14 protein-coding genes and 1 tRNA gene are annotated in these 16,012 nt (G+C 66.5%); 8 read left to right on the top strand and 7 right to left on the bottom strand.

Annotated elements, in window-relative coordinates; all coding sequences use genetic code 11:
- Positions 1 to 36 precede the first annotated feature (36 nt).
- The gene (locus NF551_RS16095) at positions 37 to 1,533 is read left to right on the top strand and encodes a mannitol dehydrogenase family protein (protein ID WP_227896097.1); all 1,497 of its coding nucleotides are present in this window, start codon (positions 37 to 39) and stop codon (positions 1,531 to 1,533) included.
- On the opposite strand, the gene NF551_RS16090 is transcribed toward NF551_RS16095, so the two are convergent.
- The 3 genes from NF551_RS16090 to NF551_RS16080 all read right to left on the bottom strand — a co-directional run bounded on the left by NF551_RS16090 (position 1,530) and on the right by NF551_RS16080 (position 4,234).
- Entirely contained in the window at positions 1,530 to 2,933 is a 1,404-nt protein-coding gene (locus tag NF551_RS16090) for an APC family permease (RefSeq protein ID WP_227896096.1), read from the bottom strand. The two genes, NF551_RS16095 and NF551_RS16090, sit on opposite strands and share 4 nt — an antisense overlap.
- A 164-nt stretch (positions 2,934 to 3,097) precedes the next feature.
- Positions 3,098 to 3,174 (bottom strand) — tRNA-Met (locus NF551_RS16085).
- 55 nt (positions 3,175 to 3,229) lie between these two features.
- Positions 3,230 to 4,234: a sugar-binding transcriptional regulator gene (locus tag NF551_RS16080; RefSeq protein ID WP_227896095.1), complete on the bottom strand. Its 1,005-nt coding sequence runs from the start codon at positions 4,232 to 4,234 to the stop codon at positions 3,230 to 3,232.
- Between the two features lie 80 nt (positions 4,235 to 4,314).
- Here NF551_RS16080 and NF551_RS16075 point away from each other — a divergent pair, with 80 nt between their 5' ends.
- The 7 genes from NF551_RS16075 to NF551_RS16045 all read left to right on the top strand — a co-directional run bounded on the left by NF551_RS16075 (position 4,315) and on the right by NF551_RS16045 (position 12,689).
- A complete protein-coding gene (locus NF551_RS16075; RefSeq protein WP_227896094.1) occupies positions 4,315 to 5,694 on the top strand; it encodes an ABC transporter substrate-binding protein in 1,380 nt (459 codons plus the stop codon).
- Between the two features lie 68 nt (positions 5,695 to 5,762).
- Entirely contained in the window at positions 5,763 to 6,638 is an 876-nt protein-coding gene (locus tag NF551_RS16070) for a carbohydrate ABC transporter permease (RefSeq protein ID WP_331460470.1), read from the top strand.
- A 2-nt stretch (positions 6,639 to 6,640) separates the two neighbouring features.
- On the top strand, positions 6,641 to 7,534 hold the full coding sequence (locus NF551_RS16065; protein ID WP_423721792.1) for a carbohydrate ABC transporter permease: 894 nt from the start codon (positions 6,641 to 6,643) through the stop codon (positions 7,532 to 7,534).
- Complete coding sequence (locus NF551_RS16060; RefSeq protein WP_341482271.1) at positions 7,531 to 8,544, top strand: NAD(P)-dependent alcohol dehydrogenase; 1,014 nt, start codon at positions 7,531 to 7,533, stop codon at positions 8,542 to 8,544. The genes NF551_RS16065 and NF551_RS16060 overlap by 4 nt, the downstream gene beginning before the upstream one ends.
- Before the next feature lie 72 nt (positions 8,545 to 8,616).
- The gene (locus tag NF551_RS16055) at positions 8,617 to 9,576 is read left to right on the top strand and encodes an AraC-like ligand-binding domain-containing protein (RefSeq protein ID WP_227896092.1); all 960 of its coding nucleotides are present in this window, start codon (positions 8,617 to 8,619) and stop codon (positions 9,574 to 9,576) included.
- Positions 9,577 to 9,697: 121 nt separating this feature from the next.
- Positions 9,698 to 11,122, top strand: coding sequence for an aldehyde dehydrogenase family protein (locus NF551_RS16050; RefSeq protein ID WP_227896091.1), 1,425 nt, complete (start codon positions 9,698 to 9,700; stop codon positions 11,120 to 11,122).
- A 43-nt stretch (positions 11,123 to 11,165) separates the two neighbouring features.
- Positions 11,166 to 12,689 (top strand): GMC family oxidoreductase, encoded by a 1,524-nt coding sequence (locus tag NF551_RS16045; protein ID WP_227896090.1) that lies wholly within the window; start codon positions 11,166 to 11,168, stop codon positions 12,687 to 12,689.
- Between the two features lie 107 nt (positions 12,690 to 12,796).
- Here the strand turns inward: NF551_RS16045 and NF551_RS16040 are convergent, their stop codons facing one another.
- From NF551_RS16040 to NF551_RS16025, 4 genes are read right to left on the bottom strand one after another with little or no spacing between them, the layout of a single operon-like run.
- Positions 12,797 to 13,411, bottom strand: a complete 615-nt coding sequence (locus NF551_RS16040; protein WP_227896089.1) for a TetR/AcrR family transcriptional regulator — start codon at positions 13,409 to 13,411, stop codon at positions 12,797 to 12,799.
- A gap of 52 nt (positions 13,412 to 13,463) precedes the next feature.
- Positions 13,464 to 14,624, bottom strand: a complete 1,161-nt coding sequence (locus NF551_RS16035; RefSeq protein WP_227896088.1) for an NAD(P)/FAD-dependent oxidoreductase — start codon at positions 14,622 to 14,624, stop codon at positions 13,464 to 13,466.
- Entirely contained in the window at positions 14,621 to 14,812 is a 192-nt protein-coding gene (locus NF551_RS16030) for a ferredoxin (protein ID WP_227896087.1), read from the bottom strand. Before NF551_RS16030 ends, NF551_RS16035 begins: the two co-directional genes overlap by 4 nt.
- Positions 14,809 to 15,981 (bottom strand): cytochrome P450, encoded by a 1,173-nt coding sequence (locus NF551_RS16025; RefSeq protein ID WP_227896086.1) that lies wholly within the window; start codon positions 15,979 to 15,981, stop codon positions 14,809 to 14,811. The genes NF551_RS16030 and NF551_RS16025 overlap by 4 nt, the downstream gene beginning before the upstream one ends.
- Between the last annotated feature and the right edge of the window lie 31 nt (positions 15,982 to 16,012).

The raw sequence follows: 16,012 nt of genomic DNA, 5'->3' as shown, positions 1-16,012 counted from the left end.
AGCCGCACCTATCCGTTCTTCCGACAGGTGTGACTCATGAGCAAGCTCAGCACGACGTCCCTGGCGAGCCTTCCCCGGGCCCTGTCCGCCCCGCAGTACGACCGTTCGCAGGTGAGCACCGGGATTGTCCATTTTGGTGTCGGCGGTTTCCACCGTGCCCATCAGGCCATGTACCTGGACCGGCTGATGAACGCCGGAAAGGCCCTTGACTGGGGTATCTGCGGCGTCGGAGTGCTGCCCGCCGATGCGGCGATGAAGTCCGTCATGGATGCCCAGGACTGCCTGTACACCCTGGTGCTGAAGAACCCGGACGGCACCCGCGCAGGCCGGGTGATCGGTTCCATCACTGAATACCTGCTGGCACCGGAGGATCCGGAAGCCGTCATCGCGAAGATGGCCTCCCCGCAGACCCGGATCGTTTCCCTGACCATCACCGAAGGCGGATACAACTTCCACCACGTCACCGGGGAATTCGACGCCGGCAACCCGGACGTGCAGGCGGACCTGGCTCCCGGAGCCGTTCCGGCAACCGTTTTCGGGCTGGTCACCGAGGCGCTCGCCCGACGCCGGGATGCAGGCGTACCGCCGTTCACCGTGATGTCCTGCGACAACATCCAGGGCAACGGAGACGTAGCCCGCAGGATGTTCACCGCCTTCGCGGACCTCCGCGACCCGAAACTGGGGGAGTGGATGCGGACCAACGTGGCTTTTCCCAACTCGATGGTGGACCGGATCACCCCCGTCACCACGGATGCGGACCGGGCCATGGTCGCGGAGGACTTCGGCATAGAGGATTCCTGGCCGGTGGTGAGCGAGGACTTCGAACAGTGGGTCCTGGAAGACCATTTTCCACTGGGCCGGCCGCCGTTCGAAGATGCCGGCGTGCAGGTGGTGGACGACGTCGAGCCCTACGAACTCATGAAGCTGCGCCTGCTCAACGCAAGCCACCAGGGTCTTTGCTACTTCGGGTACCTGGCCGGCTACCGCTACGCCCACGAGGTCTGCCAGGATCCGGTCTTTGCCCGGTTCCTGCTGGATTACATGGAGCGCGAGGCCACGCCCACGCTCAAGCCGCTGCCCGGTGTGGACCTGGATGAATACCGGCACAAACTGATTGAACGTTTCTCCAACGAGCATGTCCGCGATACCCTGGCCCGGCTCTGCGCCGAAAGCTCCGACCGGATCCCCAAGTGGCTGCTGCCCGTCATCCGCGAGAACCTCGAGGCCGGCGGCGAGATTCACCGGTCCGCGGCAATCGTGGCCAGCTGGGCACGCTATGACGAGGGAACTGATGAGCAGGATGAGGCGATCACCGTGGTGGACCGCCTGCGCGGGCCGCTGATGACCGCCGCTGCCCGGAACCGTGAAGATCCGCTGGCCTTTGTGTCCCAGCCCGAGCTCTTCGGGGACCTCGCCTCGAATGACCGTTTTGTCCAGGCCTACACACGGGCCCTGGCCTCCCTGCACGACGCCGGCGCCCGGGCTACGGTCGAGGAACTCGTCCGCGGGCCTGGGAACCGGGAAGGCAGCTAGCGCCGGGAGGCGTCCGCCGGTTCCGGCGTGTCAGCCGGCGCCGGGCGGGTGCTGGCCGGCAGGGCAGCGGCCAGCACGAAAACGAGTACGAGGGCCGCACCCCAGATGACGGCAGCGAGGTTGCCGCCGACTAGGAACGGGAAGTTCCAGAGAGAGAGTGCCAGCACACCGAGCAGGCCGATCCCGCCGGCCACTGCCGCGGCCCGCACCATGCCGGGAGCGGACACTCCGCCGCCGCGCGTACCGAAGCCCACAATCGCGAAGCTGGTCAGGGTCATCATGACGATCACGCCGATGGCCCCTGCGCCGGAGTACCAGGTGTAGATCTCCAGGACCGGATCCAGTTGGGCGACGGCGGAGACCAGCACGACGGCGGCGGTCACGCCGGTAACCCAGAAGGAGGCGCGGGAGGGTGCCCGGTGGGCGGGGTGGACAGCAGCCAGGCCGGGCGGCAGCACCCCGCGCTGGCCCAGCGTGAAGAGGTAGCGCGAGACGATGTTGTGGAAGGCCAGCACGCAGGCGAACATGCTCGTCACCACCAGGACCTGGACGATGTCCGTCATGATCGGGGCGAGGATTTCCCCGGCAAAGCCGACTACCACGCTGTCAGGGCTGTCCGTGGCCAGGGCCACGGCGTTGCCGGCCCCGAGGCCGCTGATGATCAGCCAGGAGGAGAGGATGTACAGGGCGCCGATGGAGAGGACAGCTATGTAGGTGGCCCGGGGGACGGTGCGCTCCGGATCCTTGGCCTCGTTGCGGAACACCGCAGTCGCCTCGAAGCCGAAGAAGCCGAGGAAGGCGAACAGCAGGCCCAGGCCCGGCGCACCGGACATGGCTTCGGCCGGACTGAACGGGACGGAGCTGAGTTCCCGGCCGGAGAAGAGCACGCCGAGGTCGATGGCCAGGACGGCGGCAACCTCCAGGACCAGGACGGTCCCCAGCACCTTGGCGGAAAGGTTGATGTCCCGGTAGCCCAGGAAGCCAACGACGGCGATCATGGCAGCCGAGATCGCCCACCAGGGAACCTGGACCCCGGTCCAGAGCTCAACCAGGTTTCCTGCCTGCACGCCCAGGTAGCAGGTCATCGAGACCGTAAGCAGGACGTAGGCGAAGAGCGCCAGCCCTGCAGTGCCGAGCCCGGCCCGGCGGCCGAGCCCCCGGTCGACGTAGGAGTAGAAGGCGCCGGCATCCGGCACGTGAGGGGTCATCCAGGCGTAGCCGACCGAGAACAGCAGCAGGATGGCCGTGGCGGCCAGCACCATCAGGGGCATGCCGACTGATTCGGATACGGTGAGGATGAGGGGGAAGTTAGCCGCAACAACGGTGATGGGGGCCGCAGCGGCGACGACCATCAGGACGATTCCGGGCACGCCAAGCCTGCGGGTGAGAGTGGTTTCCAACGGTTTCCTTAGCTCTGTGGCCGATCTATCTCCAGCCAGCACAGAGCCGATATTAGTAAAACCGCCGGGTTGGCCCCGTCACACGCGTGTCACACACGGTGTCCGGCCGGTGGCGGGAAAAGCAGAAGGTCCCGGTCCGGAAAACCGGACCAGGACCTTCTTATTGGTTGCGGGGGCAAGATTTGAACTTGCGACCTCTGGGTTATGAGCCCAGCGAGCTACCGAACTGCTCCACCCCGCGTCGTGCTTAGAACTCTACCGTACGCCTGCCGGAGCTGCTAATTTCGTGGTCCCCGTCACCTCTTTGCGGTGGCTTCCGGATCACGCCCGGCGGTGCCGGAGAGGGCAACGGCAAGTTCTTCGTCAATCAGCAGGGTGGTCACGAACCCAGCGGCCAGGACGGCCCGCACGGCTTCGGCGCGCGCTGCACCCTGGGCCACCGCCACTACCTTGGGGGTGTGCTGCAGCTGGGCCACGGTTACCGCCAGCACCCGCTCGTCGAGTTCTGAGTCCACCGGGTTGCCTGAAGCGTCCAGCAGCCGTCCCGAGCATTCAGCCACGGCGCCGGCGCGGGCAGATTCCAGCCGAAGACGGTTGTCCACCCGGTTCCAGACGGTCGACAGTCCCGGCATCCAGGCCCCGACGGCGACGACGGCCGCGTCCAGGGTGTCCGCCTTCCTCAGGGTGTCTGCGATCTCCGGCTGGCGCCGAAGGCTGTCTGCCGTCTGCTTGTTCTCGACCACAAGGGGCGCCCAGAGCGGCCAGGTCCTCACGCCGTCGTGCCTGCCCAGTCCCTGGATCAGTTCCAGCGAATTGCCGCTGCCTGGAACAGGCAGGGCTCCGGTCAGCTGCACCACGTCGCAGGGCGGCAGGCTGGTCACGTGCTGCGCCGCCAGATCCAGCGTCCGGGACCAGGAGATGCCCACGGTGGCTCCGGGGAAGGCAGCCGAGGCCAGTTCGGCAGCAGCGCCGCGGGCCATGGCATCGCGGGTGGCGCGGTCATCCTGGCCCGTCGGGGTGATCCGGACATGCTCGACGCCGAGTGAGGAAGCCAGGCGGGCAGGGTCCAGGTCCGTGGCGGTGGAGGGGAAGCGGACATCGATGTGCACGATGCCCAGCGCCCGTGCTTCATCCAGGTAACGGGCCACCTGAAAGCGTGAAATCCCGTAACTTCGGGCAATCTCCACTTTGGAGTGGTTATGGACGTAATAGTCCCGGCCAATCCTGGCCAGGAGTTCCTCGTGGGACCTGCCTGTTCCGGTAATAATTCGACCCTGCCTGTTCCCGAATGAGCAACTCATTGTTGCTCATTTGATCCTATCTGACTAGAGTCACTCCCCAAATGAGCGCACGAGAAATCTCAAATGAGCAGAGGGGTCGGATGAGATCACAACGCAGCAGGCCACGGGGCCGCAGCCGCCGTTTCGGTAAGGGGGTTGCAGCTGCCGCAGCGTCGCTGGCACTGTTCCTCACCGGCTGCGCCGGAGACAGCGCTGACGGCCGTCAGGAAATCGTGGTGGCGATCGTTTCCAACCCGCAGATGACCGACGCGATCTCGCTGCAGGACCGCTTCAAGGAAGAGCATCCGAACATAGACGTCCGGTTCGTGTCGCTGCCCGAGAATGAGGCACGCGCCAAAATTACCGCCTCCGTCGCCACCGGCGGCGGGGAATTCGACGTCGTCATGGTCTCCAATTATGAGACCCCCATGTGGGCGGAAAACGGCTGGCTGACCAACCTCCAGGACTACGCCGAGGGCACGCAGGGCTACGATCCGGACGACTTCATCCCCAACATCCGCGAGGCCCTTAGCTATGAGGGGGACCTGTACTCGGTGCCCTTCTACGGTGAGTCTTCCTTCCTGGCCTACCGCGAGGACCTGTTCGAAGAGGCTGGGCTGACCATGCCGGAGAAGCCAACGTGGGATGACATTGCCGGTTTCGCCGAAAAACTCCACAGGCCGGACGATGATTTCTCCGGGATCTGCCTGCGCGGGCTGGCGGGCTGGGGCGAAGTCATGGCTCCGCTGAGCACCATGATGAACACCTACGGCGGCGGCTGGTTCGACGAAGACTGGAACGCCACTCTTGACTCCCCTGAGGTTGAGGCGGCCGTGACCGACTACGTGGACCTGGTGCGGAACTCAGGCCAGCCCGGCGCTGCCACCAGCGGCTACGGCGACTGCCTCACGAGATACTCGCAGGGCAACGCGGCGATGTGGTACGACGCCACGGCCATGGTGTCCTCAGTCGAGGACCCGGCGTCGTCCCTGGTCGTCGGGAAAACGGGCTATGCACCCGCTCCCGTGCAGGAGACCGAGTCCGCCGGGTGGCTCTACAGCTGGTCGCTCGCCATCCCCTCAACCAGTGAGGAGAAGGACGCCGCCTGGGACTTCGTGTCCTGGATGACCAACAAGGAGTACATCGAGCTGGTGGGAGAAGAGATCAGCTGGGAACGTGTTCCGCCCGGCAGCAGGCTCTCCACCTACGAGATCCCCGAATACGCCGAGGTCGCCCAGGCTTACGCGGAACCAACCCTGAGGGCGATGGCCGGTGCGTCCCAGGACACCTCGATGGCAGCACCAGTTCCGTATCCCGGACTGCAGTTCGTCGGCATCCCGGAATTCCAGGATCTGGGAACCCGGGTGGCACAGCAGATTTCCGCGGCCATCGCGGGCCAGAAAACCGTAGAGGAAGCCCTTGAACAGTCCCAGCGCTACGCCCAAACCGTCGCGGAGAGCTACCAGTCAGGAGAGAGCTGATGGCCACACTTCTCGAGCGGCATAACCAAAAAGCGCGCCGCGACGTCGCACAGCGCCAGGCCGGAGGAATGTCGCGGGCCGAAGGGTGGCGGCGGCGCGGGCCGCTGCTGCCGGCGCTCATCTTCACGCTGATCGTTACGCAGGTCCCGTTCCTGTTCACCATCTGGTATTCGCTGCAGAACTGGAACCTGCTCAATCCCGAGGGTGACCGGTTTGTCTGGTTCTCCAACTACATCGAGATCTTCGCTGACTCCACCTTCCGGCAGGCGGCACTGAACAGCGTGATCTTCACGGTGGGCTGCGTCTTCTTCGCCATGATCCTGGGGATCGTCTTCGCTCTGCTGCTGGACCGCTCCTTCGCCGGCCGGGGAATCGTGAGGACCCTGCTGATCACACCGTTCCTGATCATGCCGGTGGCCAGCTCACTGCTGTGGTCCGTCTCCATCCTGAACCCGAGCTACGGGCTGCTGAACTGGCTGATCGGGCTGGTCGGCATCCCTCCGGTGGACTGGACCTCCGCCCATCCCATCGCCTCGATCCTGATGGCCCTGGTTTGGCAGTGGACGCCCTTCATGATGCTGCTGGTCCTGGCCGGACTGCAGGCACAGCCCAAGGACGTGCTGGAAGCAGCGCAGGTGGACGGCGCCGGATGGTGGCGCACGTTCATCTCGGTGACCCTTCCCCAGCTCCGCCGCTACATAGAACTGGGTGTCCTCCTCGGAGCCATCTACGTGGTGAACACGTTCGACCAGATCTATCTCATGACGGCCGGCGGTCCGGGGACAGCCAGCGCCAACCTGCCGTTCTACATCTACCAGCGGGCGTTCCTCGGCTTCGACATCGGCCAGGCTGCCGCCATGGGCGTGGTGGTCGTGATTGCCACGATCATCGTTGCCACCTTCGCCCTCCGCCTGATCTTCCGCAGCTTCGACACAAAGGACTAGCCGTGGCCACGCAGATACAACCGGCTCCGGCCGAACGCACGCCTTCCACCACCGGTACTTCGTCCGCGCCGCGCCGCAAGCGCAAGCCCCGCGCCGGCGCCTCCCTGCTGACCACGCTGACCTGGATCCTGGCCATCGCGTTCTTCTCACCGGTGCTGTGGATGGTGCTGACTTCCTTCAAACAGGAATCGGCGGCCGCCTCCAACCCGCCGTCGTTCTTCTTCACCCCCACCCTGGACCAGTACCGGGCGGTGCTCGACGCCGGCGCCGGCACCTATTTCGTGAACTCGCTCATTGCGACCGGCGTCTCCACCCTGCTGGTGGTGGTCATGGCCGTTCCGGCGTCCTACGCCCTGTCCATCCGGCCGGTGAAGAAGACCCAGGACGTGCTGTTCTTCTTCATTTCCACGAAGATGCTGCCGGTGGTGGCCGTGATCATGCCGATCTACGTCATCGCCGGGCAGCTGAAGGTCCTGGACAACATTTGGACCCTGGTGGTCCTGTACACGTCCATGAACCTGCCAATCGCGGTGTGGATGATGCGCTCCTTCTTCCAGGAGGTCCCTTCGGAGGTGCTCGAAGCGGCGCAGATGGACGGCGCCGGGCTGCTGAAGACCCTGTGGCGGGTGCTGATGCCCATGGTTGCGCCCGGGCTCGCCGCAACCGCGCTGATCTGCGTGATCTTCGCTTGGAACGAGTTCTTCTTCGCGCTGAACCTCACCGCCGCGAAATCCTCCACCGTCCCGGTGTTCCTGGTCTCGCAGATGACGAGTGAAGGACTGTACCTGGCCCAGCTCTCCGCGGCATCGGTGCTGGCGTCCCTGCCCGTGGTCATTGCCGGCTGGGTTGCCCAGAAACAGCTGGTCCGCGGCCTGTCGATGGGTGCGGTCAAGTGAGCCTGCCTTCGACCATGCGCGTTTCCGTACTCGATGCTCCGGGCAAGCTCCGGCTAGAGGAGCGGCCCGTGCCGGTGCCGGGCCCGGGTGAAGTCCTGGTGCGGATCGCTTCCGTGGGGGTCTGCGGTTCGGACACGCATTACTACCGCGAGGGACGGATCGGGCCCTACGTGGTGGAATCGCCGCTGGTCCTGGGGCACGAGGCGTCCGGCCGCGTGGAAGCAGTGGGCGACGGCGTCGACCCCGCCCGGGTTGGCACCCGGGTCTCGCTGGAGCCGGGGATCCCGCAGCCCTACTCCGCCGAGACGCTCTCCGGGCACTACAACCTGGACCCCGCGGTCCGCTTCTTCGCCACTCCGCCGGTGGACGGCGTCTTCAGCGAGTACGCGGTGCACCCGGCGGCTTTCAGCCACCCGGTTCCGGAGCACGTGTCCGACGACGCCGCTGCGCTTCTCGAGCCGCTGGGCGTTGCGCTGGCTGCCCGAGCCGCCGGGAAGGTGCAGCTCGGAAACCGGGTGCTGGTGGCGGGCGCAGGGCCCATTGGGCTGCTCGTTTCCGCCGTATGCTCGCTGGCGGGGGCGGAGGTCACGCTGACGGACGTCCGCGCGGAAAGGCTGGAGCAGGCCCGGCGCTACGGGGCTTCCGGCACTTTTACGGCAGCAGACGCGCCTGTTCCGGCTCCGGAATACCAGGTCTTCATCGATGCCACCGGGGCGGAATCCGCCGTCCTGTCCGGGCTGTCCCGCCTTGCTCCCCGCGGCCGCTGCGTCCTCGTGGGGATGGGGTCGGACACCATCGCGGTCCCCGTTCCGCTCATCCAGGGCCGGGAACTGCTCATCACCGGGACCTTCCGGTACGCCAACACCTGGCCGCTCGCCGTGGAAATCGCGTCCCGCGGGCTCATCGACCTGGACGGTCTGGTCACCTCGCGGCACGGGCTTGACGACGTCGAGGCCGCGTTGGTTGCCGGGGCCCGGGACGGTGCGCTGAAGGCAGTCGTCACGCCGTAACGAGGCCGCCCCAATCCCGCCGCCGGTGATAGGTTCAACCTCAATGCGCCAGACTCACCGGGGAGGACAGGCATGGCCCAGGCAGTGAAAGCAGCAGCGCCGGACACCGCTCACGCCTCGAGCTTTCCGGAGTGGAAAAAAATCGTCTCGGACTCCTTCGTGCCGCTGGAGGCCTCCCCCGTCCACCCCGGGGACACTGTTTTCTCCGGCCGGCTGACCGGCCGCCGGCTGCGTGAACTGGCCATTGTGCAGGTTGACGCCATGGCGCACTGCGTGGAGCGCACACCCGAACTGATCAACGGTGCCGATGGCGGCTTCTACAAGCTCAGCCTGCAGCTTTCCGGCCGCGGCATCCTGCTCCAGGACGGCCGGGAGGCGGTGCTGGAACCAGGTGACCTGGCCATCTACGACACCGGCACCCCCTACACCCTGAGCTTCGACAAGCAGTTCACCACACTGGTGCTGATGTTCCCGAAGCAGCTGCTCGGGCTCGCCCCGGAGGACATGGCAGAGATGACCGCCGTGCGCCTGGGCCGCGGGCACCGGCTGGGCCGCGCCGTCGTCCCCTTCCTGACCCAGATCGGGCGAATGCTCCCGGAACTGGACGGCCCAATCGGGCACCGGCTGGCCATGAACACGGTGGACCTGCTCTCCACCCTGCTCGCCGACGAGGCCCATGCCCTCCCGGACACGGAAGCGGGCGGCCAGGAACGCCTGCTGCGCCGCGTGCAGCACTTCATTGACGGCCAGCTCGCCAACCCGGACCTGTCACCGGGATACATTGCGGCCGCCCATTTCATGTCTGTCCGCAGCCTGCACAAGCTTTTCGAGGACTCCGGCACCACGGCAGCAGCCTGGATCCGTGCCCGCCGCCTGGACGGAGCCCGCCGGGACCTCGCTGACCCCCTGCAGGCCGACGTTCCGGTGGGGGCGATCGGTGCGCGGTGGGGCTTGCCGGACCCGGCACATTTCAGCCGTGTCTTCCGCGCCGCCTACGGGCAGTCACCGTCGGCGTACCGCTCCGGCCGCTGAGCCGCGCCCGGGCATCCGTGCACGGGAAGACAATTGCCGCACGCGCAAAGCCAAGCAGAACAATAGTGATCTGGCGCACAGTTGGAGCAGTGATCCGTCCCGCCGTTGCAAAGGAGCAATCATGCACACCACCGAATCCCTCACCAGCTACCAGGACCTGCTGGGAGCCATCGCCGCCGCCGGAGAGTCCCGGGACATCCTTGATCCCGCCACCGGTGAGGTAGTGGCCGCAGCTCCCATCCACACCGTCGATGACCTGGAAAAGTCCGTTGCCGCGGCCCGCGCAGCGCAGCCGTCCTGGGCGGCCCTCGGCCACGCCGAACGCTCCGCGTTCCTCTTCAAGGCCGCCGACGCCGTCGAAGCCGCTGCCGAGGCACTCGCCGAACTGCTGTCCCGGGAGCAGGGCAAGCCCCTGAACGGCCCGAACGCACGCTTCGAAGTGGGCGCCTGCGCTGCCTGGCTGCGCGCCACGGCGTCGTTCGAACTGGAACCCGAGGTGCTGGTGGATGACGAGGGAGGCCGCGCCGAACTGCACTACCGCCCGCTCGGCGTTGTGGGGGCGATTGGCCCGTGGAACTGGCCGATGATGATCAGCGTCTGGCAGCTGGCGCCGGCGCTGCGGATGGGCAACACCGTGGTGATGAAGCCCTCCGAATACACCCCGCTCTCCGTACTGGCCCTTGCCGCAGTGCTGAACCAGGCGCTGCCGGCTGACGTGCTGCACGTAGTCTCCGGCGGACGGGACGTAGGGGAGGCCCTCGCTGGACATCCGGACATCGACAAGGTGATGTTCACCGGCTCCACAGCCACAGGCAAGGCGATCATCCGCTCCTCCGCGGACACCGTGAAGCGGCTGACCCTGGAGCTCGGCGGCAACGACGCCGGTATTGTGCTGCCCGACGCCGATCCCGCCGCGATCGCCGAGGACCTGTTCTGGGGTGCGTTCATCAACACCGGCCAGACCTGCGCGGCGCTGAAGCGCCTCTATGTGCACGAGGACATTTACGACGCCGTCGTCGACGCATTGGCCAAGGTGGCCGCGGCTATGCCGATGGGCGTCGGCCTGGACGAAAACAACGTCCTGGGCCCGCTGCAGAACAAGGCCCAGTTCCAGATTGTTACCGACCTGGTGCAGGCTGCGAAGGATGCCGGCGCGCGGATCGTCACCGGCGGCAACCCGCAGACGGACCAGCCCGGGTATTTCTACCCGGCCACGCTGGTGGCGGACATTGACAATGACAATCCGCTGGTGGTGCAGGAGCAGTTCGGCCCGGCGCTGCCAATCATCAAGTACTCCTCCGTGGATGAGGCCGTGGAAATGGCCAACGGGCTGGATGTTGGCCTGGGGGCGTCGGTGTGGTCCGCGGACAAGGATGCGGCCCTGGCCGTCGCCGCGCGGATCGAAGCCGGCACCGTCTGGATCAACAAGCACGGCGCCGTGGACCCGCGGATGCCGTTCGGCGGCGCCAAGCAGTCGGGATACGGGCTCGAGTTCGGCGTCGAAGGGCTCAAGGGCCTCGGCGCCCCGCAGGTCCTCAGCTACTGAACCCCTTCCAGCGAACGAACGAACGAAAGCAATGAAGCAGCACATGGAAACCGAATACCTTGTGATTGGCGCCGGGTCAGCCGGCAATGTTGTGGCCCGCCGGCTCCTCGACGCCGGCAAGCAGGTCACTGTCCTCGAAGCGGGGGACCAAGACATCAATCCCGACATCGCCCACCTGAACACCCTCGGCGCGCTCTGGCACAGCCCGCAGGACTGGAATTACTACACCACTGAGCAGGCCGGTGCATCGGGGCGCCGCATGCACCTGCCTCGCGGGAAGGTGATGGGCGGATCGCATGCCCTGAACGCGTCCATTTGGGTCCGGGGCGACCGCTGGGATTATGATTCCTGGGCCGAAGCCGGCTGTGCAGGCTGGTCCTGGGAAGACGTGCTTCCGGTGTTCAAGCAGATTGAGAACTTCGACGGCGGTGCCTCCGATACGCGCGGCACCGACGGCCTGCTGGACGTCGTGGCGGACTTTCCCCGTAATCCCGTGCAGGAAGACATGCTGGCCGGGGCACAGGAAATTGGCCTCCCGCTGAACCCGGACTACAACTCGGGCAGCGTTGAGGGCGTCTCCCGGATGCAGCTCAATGTGCGGGACGGCAGGCGGTTCAACACCTGGCACGCCTACCTCAAGCCCGTCATGGACCACCCGAACCTGACTTTGGTGACGGGTGCCCACGTGCGGAGGCTGATCGTTGAGGACGGCTCGGTCACCGGCGTTGAATTCGAGTACGACGGCGAACTCCGCACCGTGCGGGCAGGGGAGACCATCCTGTGCGCCGGGGCCATTAACTCCGCCGAACTGCTCCTGCGTTCGGGAATTGGACCGGCTGCAGAGCTGGCGGAAATCGGCGTCGAACCGGTCCTGGACCTGCCCGGGGTGGGCAAGAACCTGCAGGACCATCTGCTCGCTCCGGTGATCTTCTCCACCGGCGCCCGCGAGGTGCCCGACGGCGAGGTGGCCCCGGCGGAAGTGCACTTTTTCGCCAAGTCCCGGCCGGACCTGCCGGTGCCCGACACACAGCCCATCTTCTTCTCCGTGCCCATGTACTCCCAGGACTACGGCCTGGGGGAAATGACCGGACCTGCAAACGGCTTCTCCATGCTCGGCGGACTGGTGCGTCCGGCCAGCCGCGGGGAAATCACCCTTACCGGACCTGCTCCGGAAGATCCGCTCCGGATCGACCTCGGTGCGCTTAGTGAACAGGCCGACGTCGACGCTCTGGTGGCCAGCGTCCGGCAGTGCCGGGAAATTGGCCGCACTGAGGCGCTGGCCGGGTGGGAACCGAAGGAACTGCATCCCGGACCGGCGGTGTCGGACAGTGATGATGACCTGGCCCGGTACGTGCGCGATTCCGTGGTCACCTACCACCACCAGGTTGGCACCTGCCGGATGGGAACCGATGACCTGGCCGTCGTCGATCCCGCTGACCTGCGGGTGCGCGGGCTCTCCGGAATTCGAATCGCCGATGCTTCGGTTATGCCGCTCGTGACCACCGGAAACACCAACGCCCCCACGGTCATGATCGCTGAACGTGCTGCGGGGATGATCCTGGGCTAGCCGAGAGGGCAGTTACGGCTGGTTTGAGCGTTGAAACCGGCCGTAACTGGCCTTTCGGCGGGTCCTGGGGACGCGGAGCGACGGTAGAAGTTGCCGAGTTCTGCAGATCAGCGTTCGTCGCAGAGCAGGTGGTACCAGCTGTCCGCCAGCACCTCGATCGCGTGCTCGCGGTTCGGTTCCAGCTTGCGGCGGGTCCACAGTGTGGCGACGTAGTCCAGCTGCGTGTACGCGAGCGAACCGCGGACGTGGTGTGTTTCTTCGGGGAAACGTCCGGCCTGCTGCATCCCCGTGACGATGTCCGAAATGACTTCCTCATGCCAGGCCTCCACCATGGTCCGGACCTCGGGGTCCACGGCCGCAGCCTCGTCCAGGACGTCGAGGTAGGGGCGGAACACCGGCCAGAGCGCAGCGCGCGATTCCAGCCAGGCGCGGATACCGGAGAGCTCGCCTTCACGGACCACGTCCACCAGGTCCGAAGCAGTGGACGTGCTGTCCGGTCCGCTGGCCCGGTCCAGAAATGAATTGACCCGGCCCATGAACTCCCGCATGAGGTCCGTGCGCGAAGGATAGTAGGCGTAGAACGTGACCCGGGTGGTGCCTGCAGCAGACGCGATCTCGTCGATGGTGGTGGACGCGTAGCCCTTGGCGGTGAACTGCTCCAGGGCCCGTTCCACGATGGTGTCCCGCGTGAGTTGTTTCTGGGCTTCTCTCAGCGACGACATGGAATAACCCTAACTGAAGCGGGATGCCTGCAACCGCAGGCGTCCCGCTTCATCAGTTTGCCGGAACCGGTGCTGCGGCGCCTGTATTGGCCAGGCGGCGCAGGCGTGGAACCGGGATGCGGTAATTGACTGCCACCGCCGTTCCGGAGCCGTCCGGATGCTCCCAGCGCATCAGTGCCGAATGCTCCGCGGGACCGGTCTCGTGGAAGTCCGGAGCACCGTCCACGGGGGTTGGCCCCACGGCCTTCAGGGAGAGGCCGAATCCCTCGGTCCAGAAGTACGGCTGGAAGGACAGCTCGGGTGCGGCATCCCCGTGCAGCAGGCCCAGCGCAGCGGTCTTGGCCTGCTCGATGGCGCTGGTCCACAGCGGCACCCGGGCGTACCCGCTGCCGGAGGGGAAGGCAGCGACGTCGCCCGCTGCCACAATCCCCGGGCGTACCCGCCCGCGGCTGTCCGCCAGCAGGCGTCCTCCGGTGAGCACGCCTGACCCTTCGAGCCAGGCCGTGTTCGGCTCATCACCAACAGCGCTGACCACAACGTCGGCGCTCAGCACCACCCCGTCCTGGAGCGCGACGGCGGGAGCCTGCGCAGTCCCGGCGAGCCGGGCCTTCCCCGCGGTGACGAAGCGCAGGCCCTGCCGCCGGGCAGCGTCAATAAAAACGCCGGAGAGGTGGCTGCCCAGCTGCCGGGTCAGCGGCTGCACGTCGGAAACCAGTGTGACCCGGCATCCCTGGTGCAGCGCACCGGAGGCTATTTCCATGCCCAGGGCACCGCCGCCCACCACGATCACGCTGGGACTTCCCGCAGCCACACGGTCCTTCAGGGCGACGGCATCCTCGATCGTGCGCAGCGTGAGCTCGGGTGAGTCCGCCCCGCCCAGCCGGCGGGCAGAGGATCCGGATGCAATCACCAGTCCGTCGTAGGGCAGCTCGGTCCCGTCGTCCAGGCGCACCCGGCGTGTCTGGACGTCGATCCCGGCAGTGGCAACACCGAGGATTTCCTCCGCCCCATGGGACGGGTCCGGCAGCTGGTGGGCGCTGAGCTGGTCGTCGCCGTGCAGCAGTGCCTTGGACAGCGCCGGCCGGCTGTACGGCTGGTGTTTCTCGGCACCCACGACCGTGAGGCCGCCGTCGAATCCGCCGGAGCGGAGCGCATCACAGGCGGTCAGGCCCGCAATGCCGTTGCCGACGACGACGATGCGGCGCAGCGTCACGATGCCAGCCGGAGGGCGGCCACGGGGCAGATGCGCACGGCGGCGTTCGCAGCCGCGAGGTCCGCTCCCTCGACGTCCGGGACGTCGATCACCAGTTCGCCGTCATCGTCCAGGTGCATGAGCTCCGGGGCTGCTTCTTCGCACAGTCCGTGGCCTTCGCAGCGCGGACGGTCCAGTTCGATCCTCATGCCGCCACCACCTTGATGACCGGCAGTTCCTCAATGCTGCGGGTGATGTTGCTCGGAATCCGGACCTCGTCACCCAGCTGGATTTCCGCGACTTGGCGGCCCAGGGCACTGATGATGGCGTGGCCTTCCAGCCGGGCCAGGCCCTGGCCGGCGCAGCCGTGGGGGCCGTAACCAAAGGAGAGGTGGTCCACCGGATTCCGGGTGATGTCGAAGGTATCAGGGTCTTCGTAATGCCGCGGATCGTGGTTGCCGGCGCCGAACAGGATGCCCAGCTGCGCTCCGGCCGGGATCAGCGTTCCGTCAACCTCGGTATCCCGGGTGGCGGTCCGTCCCCACACATGGATGGGCGGCCAGAACCGCAGCACCTCGGCGAACGCCGAGGAGACCAGGTCCGGGTTCTCCCGGAGCAGCGCCAGCTGTTCGGGGTGCCGGCCAAAGAGCGCGACGGCGTTGCCAATCGCAGCGATCGTGGTGTCCACCCCCGCACCGAGGTACTGGTGGATGATGTGCCCGGCGGTGCCGGCGGGAATGTCGCCGCGTGCTTCGGCGTCGAAAATGCCGCGGCCAATCGACCCCGGTGCCAGGTCCTCCGCAGTCACGGAGGCACACCAGCCGTAGAGCTCCCCGGCAATGGGGAAGTTCTCCTGGGTGCGCTGGTTCAGCGGGCCAAGGACCTGCATGGCGGCCTGCCCCCAGCGGAGCATGTTCTCCTTCACTCCGCCGGTGAAGCCGATCAGGTCGGCCACGATTTCCAGCGGGAAGGCCCGCGCCAGCGCGTCGATGGCTTCGAAGCTGCCGCCGGCGACCAGCTCGGCCACCAGCTTTTCCGCCTTCTCATCGATGACGACTTTCAGTCCGCGCAGGGCACGCGGGGTCAGGTTTTCGGAGAGCGTGGCGCGCAGCTGCGTGTGCACGGGCGGATCCGAGGCCAGGGACGTCCCCTGCAGGGCTTCGTTGACCATGGGATTGAATCCCATGGAGGTGGAGGAAAAGGTCTCCGGGTCATTCAGCGCGTCCCGGATGATGTCATAGCGGGTCAGGACGTACAGGTCGTTCTTCGGCAGGTAAACCACGCCCGCCTGCTCGCGCAGCGCGGTGTAGGCCGGGTAGGGATCCAGCAGGACTGCGTCGTCCCAGATGTCGATATCAGATTCAGCGCGTGTGTTCACGGCAGAGTCTCCTTCGGTGGTGGTGGGGGAG

Source organism: Arthrobacter caoxuetaonis (genome assembly GCF_023921125.1).
Taxonomy (GTDB): Bacteria; Actinomycetota; Actinomycetes; order Actinomycetales; family Micrococcaceae; genus Arthrobacter_B; species Arthrobacter_B caoxuetaonis.
This window is presented reverse-complemented; position numbering and strand designations above follow the sequence as displayed.